Source organism: Allobosea sp. 10N428 (genome assembly GCF_056394545.1).
Window position 1 is genome coordinate 529,718 of the sequence record NZ_JBFTIC010000003.1, and the last position, 19,020, is coordinate 548,737.

Genomic DNA, 19,020 nt, shown 5'->3' on the forward strand with positions numbered 1-19,020 from the left:
CGATGATGAAGACTGTGCTCATCCCGCACATTCTGCGTGTTGTTCTCGCCACCGCTGCGATGTCGACGGCGTCGCACGCCGCGGAGCCGGTTCAGCTCATCACACGCGAGGAAGCGGGCTTGCCGACCACGGCCAAGGCGCCGGCCAGCACGCGCAACCTCACCCGCGGCCCCGGCATCGACACCTTGCCGACGCCCGACAAGGGCGTCGATGGCAAGCCCTTCCGCCTGGCCGTTCGCTTCATGCCGAGCAATGGCGTGCCCATCGATCCTGCGACCGTGCGCGTCTTCTATCGCCGCCAGCCCCCGGTCGACATCACCGAGCGGATCAAGCCCTTCATCACACCGGCCGGGATCGACGCGCCTTCGGTCCTTGTCCCCAGCGGAAGCCACATCATCGAGATCGAGGCGACCGACAAGGAAGGCCGCATCGGCCGCCGCCAGCTCACGCTGACCGTCGCCCCGCCGCAGTAAGGCGGCGCGTAGGGGCCGGAATACACCGTGTGAGTCATCCAAATGGGTGACGCCACATGCAGCCCACGCGCCTTCAATCGACGATGCTGGGGAAGCGCCGTCGCGCCTCCGTCGCCGGCGGGGCTGCCATGTCGTCGAAGATTCTGAGGCCTGGCCAGTTGCTGTCGGCTGGCAGCCAAGGGCCTGAAGTCAAGCAGGTTCAGCGCCTTCTGAACCTGTTCCCTCCGACCAAGCTGGCAGCTCTCAAGCTCGACGGCATCTTCGGGGAGAAGACGCGTCGGCGCGTGCTCGAATTCCAGCAATCGGTAGATTTGCGGCCGGACGGGATCGTCGGCGCAGCCTCGGTCAATGCCCTCTGCGTGACGTTTCCGGAGTTCGAGGCACTCGGAGCCCGCTACGGCACGGTGATTCAGGGGCCCCGTCGTATCGCCTATCAGCGCCAGCTCCACGCCACGGTCAACGGATTTCGCCCGGTCGCCGCCGTCCCGGGCGTCGTCGTGGTGGTCGGGCTCGTCATCGCGATCATCATCGTCTTCTACATCGCGATGCTGAACCTTCTGCCCGCGCATCAGAAGGCGCATCGCGAATTCGCGAAGTTCATCGAAAAGAAGATCGACGAGCTGCGCGAGGCGATGAACCTGCCGGGCCCCGTGCAGGTGATGGAACGCGCCATCGAGAACATCCGCGAGACGACCAAGGAGTTCATCGAGCGGCTGAAGCAGAGCCGGCTGAACTGTGACCAGTCGCCCGAGGCCCTGACGCGATGTGCCAAGCAGAGCATGGCGGTCGCCGTTGCCACGCAGAACCTGCTTCACAAGCTCGGCGAGCTCACCTTCATCGGCACGCGAGGTTTCAAGCTCGACGATCTGGTCGCCGGCATCCTGGCCTCTTGCGCAGCGCTGGTGAAAGTCTATTCCGAGCTCGGCAAATGCCTGAACTGCAAGGACATCTCATTCCTGGACTGAGTTCGGGCTGCGTCGGGACGCCCCCTCGTCGCTAGCTGGCCCGATCGGCGAAGCTGAAGAATTTGTGGCCGAGGAACGAGAACACCATCACAACGCCGGTGGTGACGATCTGCATCGGCAGATAGGGCAAGCCGGCCCGCGTCACGAAGACATGCATCAGGATGCCGGTCAGCACGAAGCCGCCGGCCGCGATCAGGGCGAAGCGCCACCCCGCCTGCGCATGGCTGCGTGTGGCGTCGAAGGTCATCCAGCGGTTCAGCGTGTAGGACGCCAGCGCTCCGACGACGAAGCCGGCAAGCGTCGCGGGAACGGGGTCTATGCGGCCGAGTTCGACGAGCCCGATCAGCACGCCGTAATGCGCGACCGCCGTCAGCCCTCCGGCGACGACATAGGCCATGAGCTGTCGGAACTGGCGCGGATAGCGGCGAAACGGCATCCGCGCTTCCTAGAGCATTTTCGCGCGAAGTGGACAGCGGTTCGCGTGAAGAAAATGCCATGAGGTCAAAGCTAGGGGACGGACGCGCCGGGCGAATGATTTTTCACCCGGCGCGTCCGGTCCGTCAGCCCGCGTCGCTGCCGGCGAGATTGGCCGGCATGCCGCCGACCGGCATGTCGAGCCCCTGCTTCAGCGTATCGAGATGGTATTCCCGGATGCGCCCACCGGTCGGATCGCTGACGAAGGCGCTGCCGCCGACCACGGCGAGGCTGGGCGTCGGAGTCTTCGCGCCAAAGGCGCAGTCGAAAGCCGGGACGGCATCGAAGGAGGCCAGTTCCTTCCAGGCCGGCGCAACCTCATAGACCCTCAGCTTGCCGTCGGCTGTGAGATTCGCAAGCCGGCTGCCGGTGCTGCTCAGCTCGAACTGGCAGACGGCCTGTCCGCCCGGCACCGACAGCACGTCCTCGGCGGAGAGCGCCTCGGCATGCGGATCGATGCGCAGCAGCGCATCATAGGGCGCCTTCAGCCCGTAATTGCCGACGACATGGGGTCCGCCCTCGCGGGATTTGAGCGCGCTGGTACGGCGCTCGTCGGGATAGGCGAGCTTTCGCGCGCTCCAGCCCGCCGTCTCGCCCTTGCCCGCCTTGGAAAGCACGAGCACGCCGCCTCCCTCGCCCTCTGCGCAACCGAAGAGATGCCGCCCGCCGCGCGCCGGCGCGTAGCCGTGATAGAGCTTGCAAGAGGCATCGGGCCGCGCCGGATCGTTGAAGTTTGCGATCCGCCTCCAACCGTCTCGCGTCGCGGACGACTTGGCCCGCTCAAGGATTTCGAAGCCGTTGGGCCGCGGCGAGGCCCCGCGGTCGTCGCCCCCGGCATAGGCGGGGTTGGGCACCGAGATCAGCCATTGCTTCGCGCCCAGCGGCACGGCGATGCCATGCTGCGGCGCCGGGCTTGGCCAGATCGTCATATCGGGCTTCGGCTTGGCAAGGCCGTCGATGGCGAGCATCACCACCTTGGGCTCGCTCTTGCCCTCCCAGGGTCGCAAGCCGTCATAGAACAGCCCGAGCTGGCCCTGCCCCGAGATGACATGGGCGGGCCGATCACCCGTCGTCATGAACTCGAGCAGCTTTGGCTCGGCCTTGGCGAGGTCGACATGGTCGCCATGCGATTCGGCCATCAACCCGGTGTCGAGGATGCGCAACGTGCCGGCCTCGTCGCCGGTCTTGACCACGACGTAGCGCCCCCCGGATACGCCTGCGAAACCCGGATTCGCCTTCGGAACGTCGAAGCTGTGCGTCACCTCGCCGCTGTCTAGGTCGAGGATGCGGATGACCGGCTTTTCGTGGTCGGCGAAGACGAGGCGCCCGCGCAGCACCGCATGATCATGCGCAGGGGCCGCGGAAGCGAGGAAGCAGCCGGCGAGGCAGAAGCCGGCTGCGACGAAGCGAGACGAAGACAAAGGGGAGCTCCAATCAGATATACAATGATATAACATTGCACATTTGCGATCGCAGCTTCAACCCGCTTCGACCGCGAGCGCTGGAGAGCCGTCCGCGACGCTTCGGACAGCGCCTCGCCGGATTCAGGCCTCAGGCCCGCACCTCGAACACCATGTTGAACGGCGTCTCGGTCGCACGACGGAAATGCGAGAAACCCGCATCCATCGCGACCTTGCGCAGCCGCATCTCGCCGGCCTGCGCGCCGAGGCAAAGCCCGACCTCCTGCGACTGCGAGGCCGGCGTGCAGATCATCGTCGATGCCCCGTAGAAGATCCGCCCGACGGGGTTGAGATTGTCCTTGAGATGGTCATGCGCGAAGGGCTCGACGATCATCCAGCTGCCGTCCCTCTCCAGCGACTCGCGCACATGCTTGCCCGCGCCGACCGGATCGCCCATGTCGTGCAGGCAGTCGAACATCGTCACGAGGTCGTATTTCCGCTCGGGGAAGTCCTTGGCGGAAGCGCGCTCGAAGACGATGCGGTCCGCGACCCCGGCTTTCTCGGCAGCCTCTCGCGCCCGCTCGATCGACGGTCCGTGATAGTCGAAGCCGTAGAAGCGCGATTGCGGATAGGCCTGCGCCATGAGGATGGTCGAGGAGCCGTGCCCGCAGCCGACATCGGCGACGGTCGCGCCCTGCATCAGCTTGGCCTGGACGCCCTCCAGCGCCGGAATCCACTCCGCCGTCAGATGCGCGTTGTAGCCCGGCCGGAAGAAGCGCTCGGTGCCCCGGAACAGGCATTGGCTGTGTTCATGCCAGCCGAGACCCGCCCCCTTGCGGAACGCCTCCTCGACCTTCGGCTCATCGACCCACATCGACTGGACGATCTCGAAGGCGCCGGCGAAGAAGGCAGGACTGTCTTCCTCGGCGAAGGCCATGGCCTGTTCGGGCGACAGGCTGAAGCTGTCGCTGCCTTCGTCGTAGTCGACATATCCGGCCGAGGCCTGGCCCGCGAGCCATTCGCGCACATAGCGCTCCTTGAGGCCGGTCTTCTCCGCCAGTTGCAGGGAGGTGACGGGCTCGCCATCGCCCATCGCCTTGTAGAGGCCGAGTTGGTCGCCCAGCACGATCAGGGCGCCCGTGACGGAGGCTCCGACGTCACCGACGAGACGTCCTACCAGCGCATCGAGTTTCTGAGGGTCGGCTGCACGCATGGCCATGCTCCTCGTGTTCGGGCGTGGCCGGTGCCGCGTCGCGATCCGGCTCGACGCCATCGCGGAAGAGAGGACGCTAAACCCGGATGGACCGCTGTCAACGGGGCGAAGTGGAACCCTGCGCCTCATCGCCGCCTGAAAGCCATTCGGGGCCGAGCCGCGGCAGGTCAGGATCGCGCCGCGCGGTCTCGATCACGCTGTCGATCAGCCCAGGAAAGCGCTGGTTCAGCTCGTCGCGCCGGATGCTGAGATAGCGTGACGTCCCCTCCACCCGCATGCGAGTGATGCCGGCCTCGCGCAGCTTGGCGAAGTGATAGGACAGCAGCGAAGGCGAGGCGAAGGCGGTGAAATGGCTACAGCGCGCCTTGTCGACCTCGCTGACATCGGCGAGCGCGACGAGGATGCCGAGCCGGATCGGATCGGCCAGCGCAGCGAACACGTCGGCGGGCGCGACATCCTCGATATCGGGATGAAAAACCGGCTTCATGACCGACGAGATAGGCGATCCCCGCGCTCCTGACAATATTCAACATTCATTGAAATTACCCTTGCGGCAATTGTCGGGCTGGATTAATTCAACGATCCTTGAATTTCGAAGCCTGACTCCGAAACAGCGATCATCCGCAAGGATCATTCCCATGGATACGCGCCTTCTTTCGCTTGCCGGCGGCGCCTTCGCCATCGGCACGGGCAGCCTGATCGTCACCGGCATTCTGCCCCATCTCGCCAACGGCCTGAGCGTCTCGGTCGACACCGCCGGCCTGCTTATCTCGATCTTTGCGCTCGCCTATGCGATCGGCTCACCCATCCTCTCCACCGTTCTCGGAGACGCCGACCGCAAGGCCGTGCTGGTCGGAGCGATGACGGTGTTCGGCCTTGCCAATCTCGGCGCCGCCTTCGCCAGCGACTTCTGGGTGGTGATGGGCGCCCGCATCGTGATGGCGCTTTCGGCCGGCGTCTTCATGCCGGCGGCGAACGCCGTCGCGGTGGCGGTGTCCGCTCCGGAGCGGCGCGGCCGCGCCATCGCGCTGGTCACCGGAGGCATGACGGTCTCGCTGATTCTCGGCATCCCGATCGGCACCGCCGTCGTCGGCTTCGGCGGCTGGCACCTCGCCTTCCTGATCGTGACGCTGTTCAGCGCGCTTTCGCTGGCGGGCCTGCTCGTCAAGCTGCCGCGGGGCCTGCCGCGCGGCACCAACACGCTGCGCGAGCGCCTCCAGGTCGCAGGCCGCGGCGACGTGCTGCTGGCGCTGGCCACGACCATGCTGTGGACCACCGGCGCCTTCGTCCTCTACACCTATATCGCCCCCTTCCTGACCAACCACACTGGCATCGTCGGCCCCTGGCTCGCTGCGACGCTCGTCGTCTCCGGCATCGGCTCGGCCATCGGCAACCAGCTCGGCGGCATAGCCAGCGACCGCTTCGGCCCTGAGCGCACGCTCACCGTGGTGCTGACCGTGCTGGCTGCGGCGCTGCTCGCGGCTTCGCTGATCGCCGTCAGCCTGCCCCCTGAACTGGCGATCTGGCCGATTCCATTCGTGCTGCTGATCTGGAGCGCGGCGGGCTGGGCTGGCCATCCCTCGCAGATGTCGCGGCTCGCGGCGATGGCGCCGGACGCAGCCGTGGTCGCGCTCTCGCTCAACGCCTCAGCACTGTATTTCGGCATCGCGGCCGGCGCCGCGCTCGGCCAGCAAGTGATGCGCCATGCCGGCACCTGGCCGCTCGGCTTCGTCGGCGCCGCCTGCGAGATCGCAGCGCTCGCCGTCCTCTTCATCGCCATGCAGCGCAAGCGCCGGTTGGAGCGTCGCTCGCCGCGCCCGCTGGAGATCGATCTCGCCCCTTCGGCACCGCGGCCTGTGCGTTGAGCAAGGACCGAAGCGCTTTTAGCTTCCTTCCGCCGCCTTGCCCGTCTATAGCGAGCGCCTAGCATTCATTCAGACGCTCGCCAGGCCTCCGCTCGCCCGATCGGACCGGCCTTGCGCGCGCCCGCAAGACCGGTCGAGATCATGCCCAAGCGCACAGACATCAAGTCCATCCTGATCATCGGCGCCGGCCCCATCATCATCGGACAGGCCTGCGAGTTCGACTATTCTGGCACCCAGGCCTGCAAGACGCTGAAGGCCGAGGGCTACCGCATCATCCTGGTCAACTCGAACCCGGCGACGATCATGACCGATCCGGACCTGGCCGATGCGACCTATGTCGAGCCGATCACGCCCGAGATCGTCGCCAAGATCATCGAGAAGGAGCGCCCCGACGCGCTGCTGCCCACCATGGGCGGCCAGACCGCGCTGAACTGCGCGCTCTCGCTCAACAAGAAGTCGATCGTCCAGCCCGATGGCAGCAAGATCAGCGTGCTCGAGAAGTTCGGCGTCGAGATGATCGGCGCCACCGCCGAGGCCATCGACAAGGCCGAGGACCGCGAGCTCTTCCGCGAAGCCATGACCAAGATCGGCCTGGACACCCCGCGCTCGCACCACATCAAGACGCTCGGCCAGGCGCTCGACGCGCTCGAGGATATCGGCCTGCCGGCGATCATACGCCCGTCCTTCACCATGGGCGGCACGGGCGGCGGCATCGCCTATAACAAGGGCGAGTTCATCGACATCGTCGAGCGCGGCATCGACGCCTCCCCCACCAGCGAGGTCCTCATCGAGGAGAGCGTGCTGGGCTGGAAGGAATACGAGATGGAGGTGGTCCGCGATAAGAAGGACAACTGCATCATCGTCTGCTCGATCGAGAACTTCGATCCGATGGGCGTCCACACCGGCGATTCGATCACCGTCGCGCCGGCGCTGACGCTGACCGACAAGGAATACCAGATCATGCGCGACGCCTCGCTGGCGGTGCTGCGCGAGATCGGCGTCGAGACCGGAGGCTCGAACGTCCAGTTCGCGATCGATCCGGCCACCGGGCGCATGATCGTCATCGAGATGAACCCGCGCGTCTCGCGCTCGTCCGCTCTCGCTTCCAAGGCGACCGGCTTCCCGATCGCCAAGGTCGCGGCGCGGCTGGCCGTGGGCTACACGCTCGACGAGATCGAGAACGACATCACCGGCGGCGCGACGCCGGCCTCCTTCGAGCCGACGATCGACTACGTCGTCACCAAGATCCCGCGCTTCGCCTTCGAGAAGTTCCCGGGCTCCGAGCCGACGCTGACCACGGCGATGAAGTCGGTCGGCGAGGCCATGGCGATCGGCCGTACCTTCCAGGAATCGCTGCAGAAGGCGCTGCGCTCGTTGGAAACGGGCCTCGACGGGCTCGACGAGATCGAGATCGAGGGCTTCGGCCATGGCGACGACCGCAACGCCATCAAGGCGGCGATCTCGATTCCGACGCCGGACCGCATCCTCCACGTCGCCCAAGCCATGCGCTTCGGCTTCAGCGACGAGGAGATCCACGAGAGCTGCAAGATCGATCCCTGGTTCCTCGCCCAGATGCGCCAGATCGTCGAGACCGAGGAGAAGATCCGCAAGTTCGGCCTGCCGCAGACACCCGGCGCCTTCCGCCAGATCAAGGCGATGGGCTTCTCGGACAAGCGCCTCGCCGCAGTTGCAGGCAAGACCGAGGCCGAGGTCAGGGCGCTGCGCAAATCGCTTGACGTCCGCCCCGTCTACAAGCGCATCGACACTTGCGCGGCGGAGTTCGCCTCGCCGACCGCCTACATGTATTCGAGCTATGCCATGCCTTTCGCCGGCAAGGCGGCGGATGAGGCCAATCCTTCCGATCGCAAGAAGGTCGTCATCCTCGGCGGCGGCCCGAACCGCATCGGCCAGGGCATCGAGTTCGACTATTGCTGCTGCCATGCCTGCTACGCCCTGCGCGACGCCGGCTACGAGACCATCATGGTCAACTGCAACCCGGAAACAGTCTCGACTGACTACGACACCTCCGACCGGCTCTATTTCGAGCCGCTCACCGCCGAGGACGTGCTCGAGATCCTCGAGACCGAGAAGCAGAACGGCACGCTGCACGGCGTCATCGTCCAGTTCGGCGGCCAGACCCCGCTGAAGCTCGCGAATGCTCTGGAAGAGGCGGGCATCCCGATCCTCGGAACTTCGCCTGACGCGATCGACCTCGCCGAGGACCGTGACCGCTTCAAGCGCCTGCTCGACAAGCTGCATCTCAAGCAGCCGAAGAACGGCATCGCCTATTCGGTCGAGCAGTCCCGCATCATTGCGGGCGAACTGGGCCTGCCTTTCGTCGTCCGCCCCTCCTACGTGCTCGGCGGGCGCGCCATGGCGATCATCCGCGACGAGGTGATGTTCGAGGACTATCTGCTCGGCACCCTGCCCTCGCTGATCCCCTCCGAGGTCAAGGCGAAGTATCCCAACGACAAGACCGGCCAGATCAACACAGTCCTCGGCAAGAACCCGCTGCTGTTCGACCGCTACCTATCGGACGCCATCGAGGTCGATGTCGACTGTCTCGCGGACGGCAAGGACGCCTTCATCGCCGGCATCATGGAGCATATCGAGGAAGCCGGCATCCATTCCGGCGACTCGGCCTGCTCGCTTCCGCCGCGCTCGCTCTCGGCCGAGACCATCGCCGAGCTCGAGCGCCAGACCAAGGCGATGGCGCTCGCGCTCGATGTCGGCGGGCTGATGAACGTGCAATACGCCATCAAGGACGGCGATATCTACGTCCTCGAAGTGAACCCGCGCGCCTCGCGCACCGTGCCCTTCGTCGCCAAGGTCATCGGCCAGCCTATCGCCAAGATCGCCGCCCGCATCATGGCCGGCGAGCCACTGGCGGGCTTCGGCCTGAAGCCGGCCAGCCTTGACCATGTCGGCGTCAAGGAAGCGGTCTTCCCCTTCGCGCGTTTCCCGGGCGTCGACGTGCTGCTCGGGCCCGAGATGCGTTCGACGGGCGAGGTCATCGGCCTCGACCGCTCCTTCGACACGGCCTTCGCCAAGAGCCAGCTCGGCGCCGGCTCCAAGGTTCCGGTCAAGGGCACGGTCTTCGTCTCGGTGCGTGATGATGACAAGCCGCGCATCGTCCCGGCCGTCCGCATCCTGGCCGATCTCGGCTTCCGGATCGTCGCGACCGGCGGCACGCTACGCCTGCTGCAGGAACAGGGCATCGATGCCGCGCGGATCAACAAGGTTCTGGAAGGCCGGCCGCATGTCGTCGACGCGATCAAGAACGGCGAGATCCAGCTGATCTTCAACACCACCGAGGGTCCACAGGCGCTTGCGGATTCCCGTTCGCTCCGTCGAACAGCCCTCTTGCACAAGGTGCCCTATTATACCACCTTGGCCGGAGCGATCGCTGCGGCGGAGGGCATCAAGGCCTATTGCAGCGGCGATCTCGAAGTACGATCGTTGCAGTCATACTTCGAACGCGCGGCCTGAGACAGGCCGTTCGTGGCGAACGAGGATTGAGCGGAAGCGCGGAAACGCCGGCGGCTGATTTGCCGCCGGCGAACTGCGCTTTCGGAGCTTATGGAACGGAAAGAATGGAAAAGGTTCCGATGACCGCGAGCGGCTTCGCCGCTTTGGAGGTGGAGCTGAAGCAGCGCCAGCAGGTCGAGCGTCAGCGTATCATCACCGCGATCTCCGAGGCGCGCGCCCTCGGCGACCTGTCGGAGAACGCCGAATATCACGCGGCGAAAGAAGCACAGTCGCTGAACGAGGGCCGGATCCTGGAACTCGAATCGCTGATCGGCCGCGCCGACATCATCGATGTCAGCAAGCTCGGCGGTGATACGATCAAGTTTGGCGCCACCGTCAAGCTGATCGATGACGATACCGAGGAAGAGAAGAGCTACCAGATCGTCGGCGAGCCGGAATCGGACGTCAGGTCCGGCAAGGTCTCCATCGGCTCGCCGATCGCGCGCGCGCTGATCGGCAAGAAAGTCGGCGATTCCGTCCAGGTCAACACGCCCGGCGGCGGCAAATCCTACGAGGTCGTCAGCATCGCCTTCCGCTGAGCTCAGCCTCCCCGCAGACGGCACCATGCTCGCCCTCGTGGCGAGCATTTGTTTTTCGGGCCCTACCGGCGATGGCGACTCAAGCGCTCGGAATGAATCCGGGCGCGACGCAGGCGGTCGTCATCCCGTCACGACGATCCTTACCGCCTTGATGATGCCGTCCACCGCGACGCTCGCCAGGATCAGGCCCATTACGCGGCTGATGACGCTGGCACCGGCATTGCCGATCACCGCGATGATGCGCGAGGCGCAGAACAACAGCCCGACCAGGACGACAAAGATAATCGTGATCTGAAGCACGGTCTCGGCCTGCTCGGCGATGCTGAATCGCGAATTGTCGGTGACGGTCATCACCGTCAGCATCGCGCCGGGGCTAGCGATGCTCGGGATCGCGAGCGGATAGACCGCTTTCTCGAGATCCGAGGAGCTCAGCAGCTTCTGATCCTCATCGAGCTTCGATTCGCCGAAGATCATCGTCAGAGCGAACAGGAACAGCACGATGTTCCCGGCGATCTGGAAGGAGCTCAGCTCGATATCCATCGCCGTCAGCAGGATCTGGCCCAGCACGACGAAGAACAGCAGCACGATGAAGGCGACGAGCGATCCCTGAAGGGCGATGCGACGCGCCGCCGCAGCGCCGAGCCCTGCGGTGACGGCCAGGAATACCGGTAGGGTCCCGATCGGATCGATCACCACCCAGAGCTTCACGAATTCCGTCAGCCAGCGTTCCATCGAATCCCCCAGCGATTCTGACGCCCATAGAGCATGCCGAGACGATGGCGACTATGCTGCCTACCCGCGACACGCCTTGGAAACCAAGATCGGGTGAAGATGGCGCGCAGGCCCGCAGCCATGGAATATCGCAGCCGCGCGCCTACATTGATATGGCAAGCCTTCGGAGACCCCGGCCATGATGACGCGTCGACTTTTTCTGGCTTCCTCGCTCGGTGCCGCGGCGTGGACTCTGGTACCCCGCGTAGCCTCCGCTCAGGCCGTGCCGATCGGCTCGATCAAGATCCAGTTCTCGCCAACCGTGACTCACGCCTGGGGCGCGAATGTTGCCATCGTCAAGAGCGAGCTCGAACGCACGCTCATCGACCTGCTCGGCCCGTCGTTGCAGCGCGGCGCCGGCACATCCCTCGTCGTCAATATCAGCAGTATCTGGCTGGCGAGCTTCGCCGGCGGCGGCGGCGGCGGCAAGCCATCCGATGGCGGGGGTTCCAACGACTATCTGGAAAGCATCGCGACGCTCTACGATCGCAGCGGCCGCGAGCTCGCGAGCTATCCGATCATGTCGACGGAACTGTCCGGCGGGGCCGGCGCCTGGTATCGGCCGGACATCGATCAACTGCGTCTGAAGGCGCTCGCCCGCAACAACGCCTACTGGATCAAGCGCTACATCGGCTGAGCGCTCAGAGCCCGTTTCGAAACGCGCTGCGGCCAGTCAGATGGCGGTGCTTTCGGGAACCGGAGCGCAGCGGACATTAGATCAACCTGCCATTGGGCGGAATCACCCAATGGCAGAAAAGTTTATTGATTCCAATATCTTGAGCATAATGTTCTCCAAAAAGTGGAAGCCACTTTTTGGCATCGCGCCCCGGTCCGCGGGCACCGGACGCGCAGCCAACGCCGTCAGATGGCCGCTGCAGCAGAGTTTCGAGACGGGCTCTCAGCCGAAAGGCACGATCGGCTCGTCCTTGACCCGGTCGAGGGCGAGCGCAGTGCGGACGTTGCGGACATTCGGCATGGCCGTCAGTTCCCCGACGAAATCCTGAAAGGCCTTCAGGTCCGGCGCCACGCATTTCAGCGCGAAATCGATGTCCCCCGAGAGCGTCCAGCATTCGCGCACCGTCGCCCATTCGCGGATGCGGCCCTGGAATGCTGTGAGATCGGCTTCGGCCTGGCTCGCCAGATGCACGAAGGCGAAGCAAACCACCTCATAGCCCAGCTTTCGCTCGTCGAGATCGGCATGGTAGCCGCGGATCAGCCCAGCTTCCTCCAATGCCCGGACGCGACGCAGGCAAGGCGGCGGCGAGATGCCGACGCGGCTGGCGAGCTCGACATTGGTCATGCGCCCATCGGCCTGGAGCTCGCGCAGGATGCGCAGGTCGATATCGTCGAGTTTCGGACGCACGAAGATCCCCGAAGGCAAAGTATCCTCAAAGAAAAGCCGGGCTGGTGTAGACGGCAGTGACGGGCGATACAAGGCGCATGCCGCGGACGCAGACAGCCATGCACGAAAATCCGACGCCGACCGTCTGGGTCCTGAGCGACGGCAAGGCCGGCGACGAGTTGCAATGCCTCGGCGTGGCCGAGCGCCTGGGTGCCGTCCCGGAGATTCGGCGGGTGAACCCGCGCAAGCCATGGGCCTGGCTGATGCCGCGCGGCCCGATCGACCCGCGAGAGGCGCCGGATCGCCCGGGGAGCCCACTCAGCCCGCCCTTTCCGGAGATCGCGATCGCCTCGGGGCGGCGCGCAGTCACTTATCTGCGCGCCCTCAAGAAGGTCTCGAACGGCGCGACCTATACCGTGTTCCTCAAGGACCCGCGTACCGGCCCGGGCACCGCCGACCTGATCTGGGTTGCCGGGCATGACCGGCTGCGCGGCGATAATGTCCTCGTCACCACCACCTCCCCTCACCGCCTGACGCCACAGAAACTGGCGGCCGCGCGCGCTGCTCCGCCCCCCGCGATCGCCGGACTGCCGCATCCGCGCGTCGCCGTACTGGTCGGTGGCGACAGCCGCCATCACCGCTTCACGCCTGCCGACATCGAGCGCTTCACCGGGCAACTCGACGCGCTGGCCCGCTCGGGCGCGTCCCTGATGGGCTCGCCTTCCCGGCGCACCTCCCCCGCATTGGCCACCGCCGTCGCGGCCGTCTTCGCCCGTCACGGCGGCTGGTGGTGGGATGGCTCGGGCGAGAACCCCTATCTCGCGCTGCTCGCCAATGCCAACGCCGTCGTGGCCACCGCCGATTCAACCAACATGATCGGTGAGGCAACCGCGACGGGCGCACCGATCCTGGTTTTCGAGCCGCAAGGCGGCCATCCGAAGATCGCGGCGCTGATCCAGGCGCTGGAGCGCGAGGGCGCTGTGCATCGCTTCTGTGGACGCCTTGAAGGCGAGGGCTATCAGCCGATAGACTCCACACCCGTCATCGCCGATGCGATACGGCAGGGCTGGCAGCGCCACAGGGCCCATTTGGGGCTCGGTGCCGCTTAAGTCCGAGGGCTCTTGTTTTGGCGCCGCGCCGCCGTATCTGACGGATCGAGGCTGCGGCCCGGCCGCAGGAGAGGAACTGAGACGATGGCCTCATACCCACGCCCGCGTCATGGCCATCGGCTCCGGCCCGGCCGCCCGATCGCCCGCCTCGCAGGCAGTCGCGGCAATCCGATGCATGCTCTCACGGCCGCCTGATTCCAGCAGCTACCTTTACGGGTTTCACTGATGTCGAAGACTCATCACACCAAGACGCTCATCATCGGCGCAGGTCCTGCCGGCTACACCGCGGCGATTTACGCAGCACGAGCCAGCCTCAAGCCGATGCTGGTGACGGGCATGACACCGGGTGGCCAGCTCACGATCACAACGGACGTGGAAAACTACCCTGGCTTTGCACACGCCGTGCAGGGGCCCGATCTGATGGAGCAAATGCGCCAGCAGGCGGAGAATGTAGGAACGCAGCTCGTCTACGATCTGATCGTCTCGGTCGACCTCGCGGCCAATCCAAAGAAGGCGATCGGCGACTCCGGCGATATCTATCTCGCTGATACCGTGATCATCGCAACCGGAGCCCAGGCGCGCTGGCTAGGCCTCGAATCCGAAAAAGCCTTTGGCGGCCATGGTGTGTCCGCTTGCGCGACCTGCGACGGCTTCTTTTACCGGGGCAAGGAAGTCGTGGTCGTCGGTGGCGGCAACACGGCCGTCGAAGAAGCGCTCTATCTGACCAACCATGCCAGCAAGGTCACCGTCGTCCACCGGCGCGACAGCTTTCGGGCCGAGAAGATCCTCCAGCAGCGTCTTTTCGCTAATCCGAAGGTCGAGGTGATCTGGGACCACGCGGTCGACGAGATCCTCGGCACCACCGACCCGCTGAAATCGGTCACCGGCGCAAGGTTGCGACATGTGAAGACCGGAGAGGTCAGGGACATCGCGACTGACGGCGTCTTCGTCGCAATCGGCCACGATCCTGCCACCAGCTTGTTCCGTGGCCAGATCGATATGGACGAGACCGGCTACATCAAGATCGCACCGTGGTCGACCAAGACCAGCCAGAAGGGCGTGCTCGCCGCGGGAGACGTGGCCGACCCCACCTATCGCCAGGCTGTCCTTGCGGCCGGCATGGGTTGCATGGCGGCTCTGGAAGCGGAGAAATACCTGGCCGAGCACAGCTCGAATCCCGAGGTGGCCGCCGAAGAGAAGCAGCATTCCGAGATGATCGAAGCCTGGTGAGTTGAACTTCCCTGACCGCGCCCCGCAATGCCGGCGTGGTCGCCACAAAATCCAACGTGGATCGCGACGATCGCGCCCGGGCCTTCGCGCCTAGGCGAGATCGCTTTGGCGGACTGCGCTCGTTTCCACGGCAAAGCTTCCCGATGGTCCGGATGCGGCTTCAAGCCTTCGCGATCGGGGCCTCGCGGCCGATGGCGGCGTCGCGCTCGATTGCCGGTTGCATCAGTCCGGTCGCATCCGAGAAGAAGATCGGCTTATCCTGGCCGCCTGTCCCCGAAGCCGCCAGCAGGCCGCTCCATCAAGGCGGAAGACAAAAGCGGTCGCAGGTGAGTTGCGCCATGCATCATTTCGTAAATGCACTGCAGCATATGTTTCTGAACGCTCTGTCTCTCACTTGAGATGAGCGCGGTTCTAAGCGAAGTTAGATAGGCAGCGCTACCGAGCCGCGTGAGAGCCTGACTGTGCAGGGTGAGTGACATGCGAATTGGCTGGACGACAGTGTTGGCACTCTCTTTAGCCGCGCCGCTGGCGCCTTCGCCCGCAAGTGGCAGAGAAGTCGTCAGCTATAATGGCACGGAAGGGCCTGGCTCTATCGTCATCCGGACAAAAGACCGACGGCTATACCTTATTCTGGAAGATGGAACGGCCATCCGATATCGCGTAGCGGTAGGGAAATCAGCGAAGCAATGGCAAGGAACCGTTCGGATTGAAGGCAAATATGTCGAGCCAGCCTGGTCTCCCCCGGACGAAATTAAGCGCGACAACCCAAATATACCCGATGTCATAGCGGGAGGTTCTCCGCGCAACCCAATGGGCGCCCGCGCAATGACGCTTTCCGGCGGCGGGCAATACGCGATACACGGAACGAACAGGCCCGACTCCATCGGGACTTTTGCGTCTTATGGATGCATCCGCATGCTGAATGACGACATCATCGACCTGTTCGGTCGTGTCCCGGTTGGAACCCCGGTCATAGTGGCTAGATAACACGAGAAACACCTCGTGTTTCGAACGGATCTATTGACCACTATGCGATGAGAATTGCGGCTCCGACATTTTACGACTGTTGAGATCGCGAAGACTGGAGATATAATCCGCCGGGTACAGCAGCGTATTATCCGGCGCTCTCATTCCCATGAAAGTAGCAACCTCGCCAACCCAGCGATTGCAGTTATAAAGCACGGCATGCCACATCGTGGCAGTCCTTTGCTTTTGCTTGATATAAGCTAGCACCCGCCGGTACTGAGCCTCATCGAGTAATACGCGAAATCGGTTGGAAATGTACTGATCTTCCGTGTCGCCGTCGCTGGCTCCGGTTTCTGCCGGGACCGGTATGACGTGCCCGGCCGACCAGAGCTGAGGCCCCTCTCCCGCGGGGTGGAGGCCAGCGACTTGATCCGCCGTGACCGGGCCGACCTCACCTCTCGCGTTGAGGCGTCCATGAACCAGGAATGTGTGCCCATAGCTCAAGGCGTAGCGGGAGCGAAACTCGACGAAATATTGCGCTCTCTCGCGCGGTGCGTATGGCGATCTCGGCGCCGACACCGTTCGCGTCGTCGATGCAGCAGCCTGGCTCCTGCTCCCGCCCGATTCATGATCGCGCGCGGCCGCTACACCGCTACCAAATACGAGCAGAATGCTCGTTAGGCCACAAGCGAAGATCCAGGAGCGTATTGGAGGGTTTTTGGCGAACCGCATCGCAAGCCTCCGATCAAGCTTCAACGTGCCAGCGACTGCGCCTCAGTAATCCGAACGCCGCATGCGCCGCACCAAAGGAGAAAGCGGCCGAGTACTCGACCGCTTTCCTTATAGATAATGCTAACCCTTGGTTACGATGGGGGCAGCAGCGGGAGGCGGAGCCTTCCCCTTACCCTTACCGATGGAAGCACACCCGCCAACGCTAATGAGTGCAACAGATACGGCCAACACTACGATCTTTTTCATCGGTTCGCCCTCGGTTAAACAAGCCCACTTTGAGGTCAGCGCAATCATTAGCCTAGTGCAACTGCGCAACATCGTGCCGAAAAATACAAGTCGTCGTGTGGCACCTGCCCATCATCTCAGATGCCATAAGCAATTTCAATTGACAAAAATCCATTAGCTGCGGGACGACGATTTATGGTTGCCAAACAACATGAAGACGGCCGCCCTGGCCGAAGAATCCGCGCTCCATGGCAACTCGTCAGTGGGGAGGATGAGCGCTATTCAGACGTGGCACAACCCGGCCGGTACGATTGATGTAATCCTGGTACTGCTTGCCGAACGCCCCGCTCATGAGCCTTTCCTCCTCCCCGACACGAAAGAAATACAGCGTACCGAAGCCAATGAGCCCAGCCGGACCCGAAATCCAATTAGGTAAAAGCAGCGCCTGCGCTATGGCCCATAACCAAAAGGCGCTATACATCGGGTGACGAACGTAAGTATACACTCCGCTGGTTACTAACTTGTGGCTCTCTCGAAGATCGAGGGAGACAGACCAGTTGCGCCCCAAAGCGCGGTGAGTAAGGTAAAACAATAGCAATGACGCGGCTGCGAGAAGCGCCCCTGCCCAGGCCAAGGTGGGCTGGAACGCGTATTTCGCAAACCGCGGAAACCCGAATGCGACATAGGCAAAAGGCAGGATCCCCAAACCCGTAAAAGAGATGCTCAGCAGGATGCGTTCCTTGATTCCGCGCGCTGACCGGGAAACAGGCGTCCGACGAGAACGCCGCTCGTGCGGAATGCGGATGATGTACCAACCAATTGCGAGAACCAGATAGATCGCCTTGGCAACGGAAAGGGTCATAGCTTCACGACCCCGGCGGCATCGAGATCGCCTGAAAGCTCAACTGATTCGATCAGTTGACCGTCTGCGTCGAATAAATCCATCACACCTCGCTCCGATCGCGCGCTCTGCTCCGCGGAGATCGGGCCGCAGATCGACATAAAGTAATCATAAGGGGCCCGCCGATCGTTGGCCCTCACAAATTGACAGTGCATTTTGTACCAGTTCCTGCGGATTCTCGGATAGCGCTCCGGGGCGATCATCCGTCGGATGCTGACATTGCGAACCATTGGAGAGCCGGTGACCGGCAGCCTCAAATCTCGCAGCAGGTCCGCGCCATAGAAGTTCATCACATCGGAACGAGCGCGGTAATCCGCCCACACGACGTCCGGATTCGAGCTGACACGCCCGACCGCCTCTCGAAATCCGCGTGCAGCGCGGTGGAGGCCAATTTTGAGAATGGAAGCCCCGACCGAAAAAAAGGCCAGCTTCCGGCTTACCTGGCGCTCGAGCTGAAGCTTCGTGGCGCGATCAATGAGATCGACAGCGAGCACGGCGCCCAGACTGTGCCCGACGATGAGAACCTCATCCACCGCCTCGCTTTGAGCGTTGGCGGCGATTTCCGCGGCGACCCGCTGCAGGCGGCCGTCCAAAACTTCATTGCCAAATCGGATATAGTGACGCGAAAAAATCCAATCATCTAACAATAACCCAAGATATAACAAGCGATCAGACACGTACAGCAATAAACAAACAACCAAAAATAAGACAGCCAAACCAAAAAATACACTACCGACAATCTTCGACACCAAATAAAATGAACCGATAGCGAGCGCGATAATCGACATCAATATCACGAACGGATAAATGAAAAACATCGCGTAACGCCAGCTTGATCGAAGATATCCTACGAACGCTCCTGCACTCAAAAAATCGAAAAAGGCCGCCGCCCCCGGTATCAAGCGTCCCCATGTCGGCCCTGCGACCGATTCAGCTATCAGATCATCCCACCGAACCAGACGAACTTCGGTTTCGGTGCGCCAGTTGGGACCCGCTGCAGACACCTGCCATGTCGCGAGATCTGGCTCCGCTGTCAGCTCAGAGATCGTCGTGCGCACATTCCAGGCGCGTTCGAAGCGCTTCAATTCCTTGGCGAAACGTTCGAACACGGCCGATGGCGGGGCCGGGTCATAGCCACCAACATGGTACACGCGACGCTTGAGAACCCGAGTCTCACTCGCTCCAGGCTGATTTTGGCCGCGTTGTTCCGCTCCATGATCCTGAAGATCGGTCCTATGTGGAGCAGGCGTCATCTCTTGGAACCCGAAGTCAAGACTCATTCCACTG

19 protein-coding genes are annotated in these 19,020 nt (G+C 63.5%); 9 read left to right on the plus strand and 10 right to left on the minus strand.

From position 1 onward, the window contains the following. Positions 1-2: 2 nt before the first annotated feature. A complete protein-coding gene (locus AC1DDA_RS12795; RefSeq protein ID WP_441512114.1) occupies positions 3-473 on the plus strand; it encodes a hypothetical protein in 471 nt (156 codons plus the stop codon). Positions 474-601: 128 nt separating this feature from the next. After that, complete coding sequence (locus AC1DDA_RS12800) at positions 602-1,438, plus strand: peptidoglycan-binding domain-containing protein (RefSeq protein WP_476796015.1); 837 nt, start codon at positions 602-604, stop codon at positions 1,436-1,438. Between the two features lie 31 nt (positions 1,439-1,469). Here AC1DDA_RS12800 and AC1DDA_RS12805 read toward each other — a convergent pair whose 3' ends face one another. From AC1DDA_RS12805 to AC1DDA_RS12820, 4 genes are all read right to left on the minus strand, one after another. Then, entirely contained in the window at positions 1,470-1,874 is a 405-nt protein-coding gene (locus AC1DDA_RS12805) for a GtrA family protein (RefSeq protein WP_476796016.1), read from the minus strand. Between the two features lie 124 nt (positions 1,875-1,998). After that, positions 1,999-3,333, minus strand: coding sequence for a hypothetical protein (locus AC1DDA_RS12810; protein WP_476796017.1), 1,335 nt, complete (start codon positions 3,331-3,333; stop codon positions 1,999-2,001). A gap of 130 nt (positions 3,334-3,463) precedes the next feature. Then, positions 3,464-4,525: a class I SAM-dependent methyltransferase gene (locus tag AC1DDA_RS12815; protein WP_441512110.1), complete on the minus strand. Its 1,062-nt coding sequence runs from the start codon at positions 4,523-4,525 to the stop codon at positions 3,464-3,466. A gap of 97 nt (positions 4,526-4,622) precedes the next feature. Continuing rightward, the gene (locus tag AC1DDA_RS12820; protein ID WP_441512109.1) at positions 4,623-5,012 is read right to left on the minus strand and encodes an ArsR/SmtB family transcription factor; all 390 of its coding nucleotides are present in this window, start codon (positions 5,010-5,012) and stop codon (positions 4,623-4,625) included. A gap of 151 nt (positions 5,013-5,163) precedes the next feature. Here AC1DDA_RS12820 and AC1DDA_RS12825 point away from each other — a divergent pair, with 151 nt between their 5' ends. The 3 genes from AC1DDA_RS12825 (at position 5,164) to greA (ending at position 10,457) form a co-directional block, all read left to right on the plus strand. After that, positions 5,164-6,390, plus strand: coding sequence for an MFS transporter (locus tag AC1DDA_RS12825; RefSeq protein WP_476796018.1), 1,227 nt, complete (start codon positions 5,164-5,166; stop codon positions 6,388-6,390). A 141-nt stretch (positions 6,391-6,531) separates the two neighbouring features. Further along, a complete protein-coding gene (gene carB / locus AC1DDA_RS12830) occupies positions 6,532-9,879 on the plus strand; it encodes a carbamoyl-phosphate synthase large subunit (protein ID WP_476796019.1) in 3,348 nt (1,115 codons plus the stop codon). A gap of 104 nt (positions 9,880-9,983) precedes the next feature. Beyond that, complete coding sequence (greA, locus tag AC1DDA_RS12835) at positions 9,984-10,457, plus strand: transcription elongation factor GreA (protein ID WP_441512106.1); 474 nt, start codon at positions 9,984-9,986, stop codon at positions 10,455-10,457. Between the two features lie 120 nt (positions 10,458-10,577). Here greA and AC1DDA_RS12840 read toward each other — a convergent pair whose 3' ends face one another. Beyond that, positions 10,578-11,189: a MarC family protein gene (locus tag AC1DDA_RS12840; protein ID WP_476778955.1), complete on the minus strand. Its 612-nt coding sequence runs from the start codon at positions 11,187-11,189 to the stop codon at positions 10,578-10,580. A gap of 178 nt (positions 11,190-11,367) precedes the next feature. Between AC1DDA_RS12840 and AC1DDA_RS12845 the strand changes: the two genes are divergently transcribed. Beyond that, entirely contained in the window at positions 11,368-11,865 is a 498-nt protein-coding gene (locus tag AC1DDA_RS12845; protein WP_476796020.1) for a hypothetical protein, read from the plus strand. A 261-nt stretch (positions 11,866-12,126) separates the two neighbouring features. Here the strand turns inward: AC1DDA_RS12845 and AC1DDA_RS12850 are convergent, their stop codons facing one another. Continuing rightward, positions 12,127-12,591, minus strand: coding sequence for an Lrp/AsnC family transcriptional regulator (locus AC1DDA_RS12850; RefSeq protein WP_441512103.1), 465 nt, complete (start codon positions 12,589-12,591; stop codon positions 12,127-12,129). A gap of 98 nt (positions 12,592-12,689) precedes the next feature. Between AC1DDA_RS12850 and AC1DDA_RS12855 the strand changes: the two genes are divergently transcribed. The 3 genes from AC1DDA_RS12855 (at position 12,690) to AC1DDA_RS12865 (ending at position 15,896) form a co-directional block, all read left to right on the plus strand. Next, entirely contained in the window at positions 12,690-13,679 is a 990-nt protein-coding gene (locus AC1DDA_RS12855) for a mitochondrial fission ELM1 family protein (RefSeq protein ID WP_476796021.1), read from the plus strand. Positions 13,680-13,904: 225 nt separating this feature from the next. Beyond that, the gene (gene trxB / locus AC1DDA_RS12860; RefSeq protein ID WP_476796022.1) at positions 13,905-14,909 is read left to right on the plus strand and encodes a thioredoxin-disulfide reductase; all 1,005 of its coding nucleotides are present in this window, start codon (positions 13,905-13,907) and stop codon (positions 14,907-14,909) included. 477 nt (positions 14,910-15,386) lie between these two features. After that, entirely contained in the window at positions 15,387-15,896 is a 510-nt protein-coding gene (locus AC1DDA_RS12865; protein ID WP_441512100.1) for a L,D-transpeptidase, read from the plus strand. 30 nt (positions 15,897-15,926) lie between these two features. Here AC1DDA_RS12865 and AC1DDA_RS12870 read toward each other — a convergent pair whose 3' ends face one another. The 4 genes from AC1DDA_RS12870 to AC1DDA_RS12885 form a co-directional block, all read right to left on the minus strand. Further along, positions 15,927-16,607 (minus strand): hypothetical protein, encoded by a 681-nt coding sequence (locus tag AC1DDA_RS12870; RefSeq protein WP_441512099.1) that lies wholly within the window; start codon positions 16,605-16,607, stop codon positions 15,927-15,929. Between the two features lie 120 nt (positions 16,608-16,727). Further along, positions 16,728-16,853, minus strand: coding sequence for an ABC transporter (locus tag AC1DDA_RS12875; protein ID WP_441473303.1), 126 nt, complete (start codon positions 16,851-16,853; stop codon positions 16,728-16,730). Positions 16,854-17,091: 238 nt separating this feature from the next. Continuing rightward, positions 17,092-17,694 (minus strand): protein-S-isoprenylcysteine O-methyltransferase, encoded by a 603-nt coding sequence (locus tag AC1DDA_RS12880; RefSeq protein ID WP_441512098.1) that lies wholly within the window; start codon positions 17,692-17,694, stop codon positions 17,092-17,094. After that, complete coding sequence (locus AC1DDA_RS12885) at positions 17,691-18,884, minus strand: hypothetical protein (protein WP_476796023.1); 1,194 nt, start codon at positions 18,882-18,884, stop codon at positions 17,691-17,693. Before AC1DDA_RS12885 ends, AC1DDA_RS12880 begins: the two co-directional genes overlap by 4 nt. Between the last annotated feature and the right edge of the window lie 136 nt (positions 18,885-19,020).

Bases quoted from the DNA above. Each gene is read 5' to 3' on its own strand.
- AC1DDA_RS12795 (WP_441512114.1), top strand. From the start codon at position 3: ATGATGAAGACTGTGCTCATCCCGCACATTCTGCGTGTTGTTCTCGCC.
- AC1DDA_RS12800 (WP_476796015.1), top strand. From the start codon at position 602: ATGTCGTCGAAGATTCTGAGGCCTGGCCAGTTGCTGTCGGCTGGCAGC.
- AC1DDA_RS12805 (WP_476796016.1), bottom strand. From the start codon at position 1,874: ATGCCGTTTCGCCGCTATCCGCGCCAGTTCCGACAGCTCATGGCCTAT.
- AC1DDA_RS12815 (WP_441512110.1), bottom strand. From the start codon at position 4,525: ATGCGTGCAGCCGACCCTCAGAAACTCGATGCGCTGGTAGGACGTCTC.
- AC1DDA_RS12820 (WP_441512109.1), bottom strand. From the start codon at position 5,012: ATGAAGCCGGTTTTTCATCCCGATATCGAGGATGTCGCGCCCGCCGAC.
- AC1DDA_RS12825 (WP_476796018.1), top strand. From the start codon at position 5,164: ATGGATACGCGCCTTCTTTCGCTTGCCGGCGGCGCCTTCGCCATCGGC.
- carB (WP_476796019.1), top strand. From the start codon at position 6,532: ATGCCCAAGCGCACAGACATCAAGTCCATCCTGATCATCGGCGCCGGC.
- greA (WP_441512106.1), top strand. From the start codon at position 9,984: ATGGAAAAGGTTCCGATGACCGCGAGCGGCTTCGCCGCTTTGGAGGTG.
- AC1DDA_RS12840 (WP_476778955.1), bottom strand. From the start codon at position 11,189: ATGGAACGCTGGCTGACGGAATTCGTGAAGCTCTGGGTGGTGATCGAT.
- AC1DDA_RS12845 (WP_476796020.1), top strand. From the start codon at position 11,368: ATGATGACGCGTCGACTTTTTCTGGCTTCCTCGCTCGGTGCCGCGGCG.
- AC1DDA_RS12855 (WP_476796021.1), top strand. From the start codon at position 12,690: ATGCACGAAAATCCGACGCCGACCGTCTGGGTCCTGAGCGACGGCAAG.
- trxB (WP_476796022.1), top strand. From the start codon at position 13,905: ATGTCGAAGACTCATCACACCAAGACGCTCATCATCGGCGCAGGTCCT.
- AC1DDA_RS12865 (WP_441512100.1), top strand. From the start codon at position 15,387: ATGCGAATTGGCTGGACGACAGTGTTGGCACTCTCTTTAGCCGCGCCG.
- AC1DDA_RS12870 (WP_441512099.1), bottom strand. From the start codon at position 16,607: ATGCGGTTCGCCAAAAACCCTCCAATACGCTCCTGGATCTTCGCTTGT.
- AC1DDA_RS12875 (WP_441473303.1), bottom strand. From the start codon at position 16,853: ATGAAAAAGATCGTAGTGTTGGCCGTATCTGTTGCACTCATTAGCGTT.
- AC1DDA_RS12880 (WP_441512098.1), bottom strand. From the start codon at position 17,694: ATGACCCTTTCCGTTGCCAAGGCGATCTATCTGGTTCTCGCAATTGGT.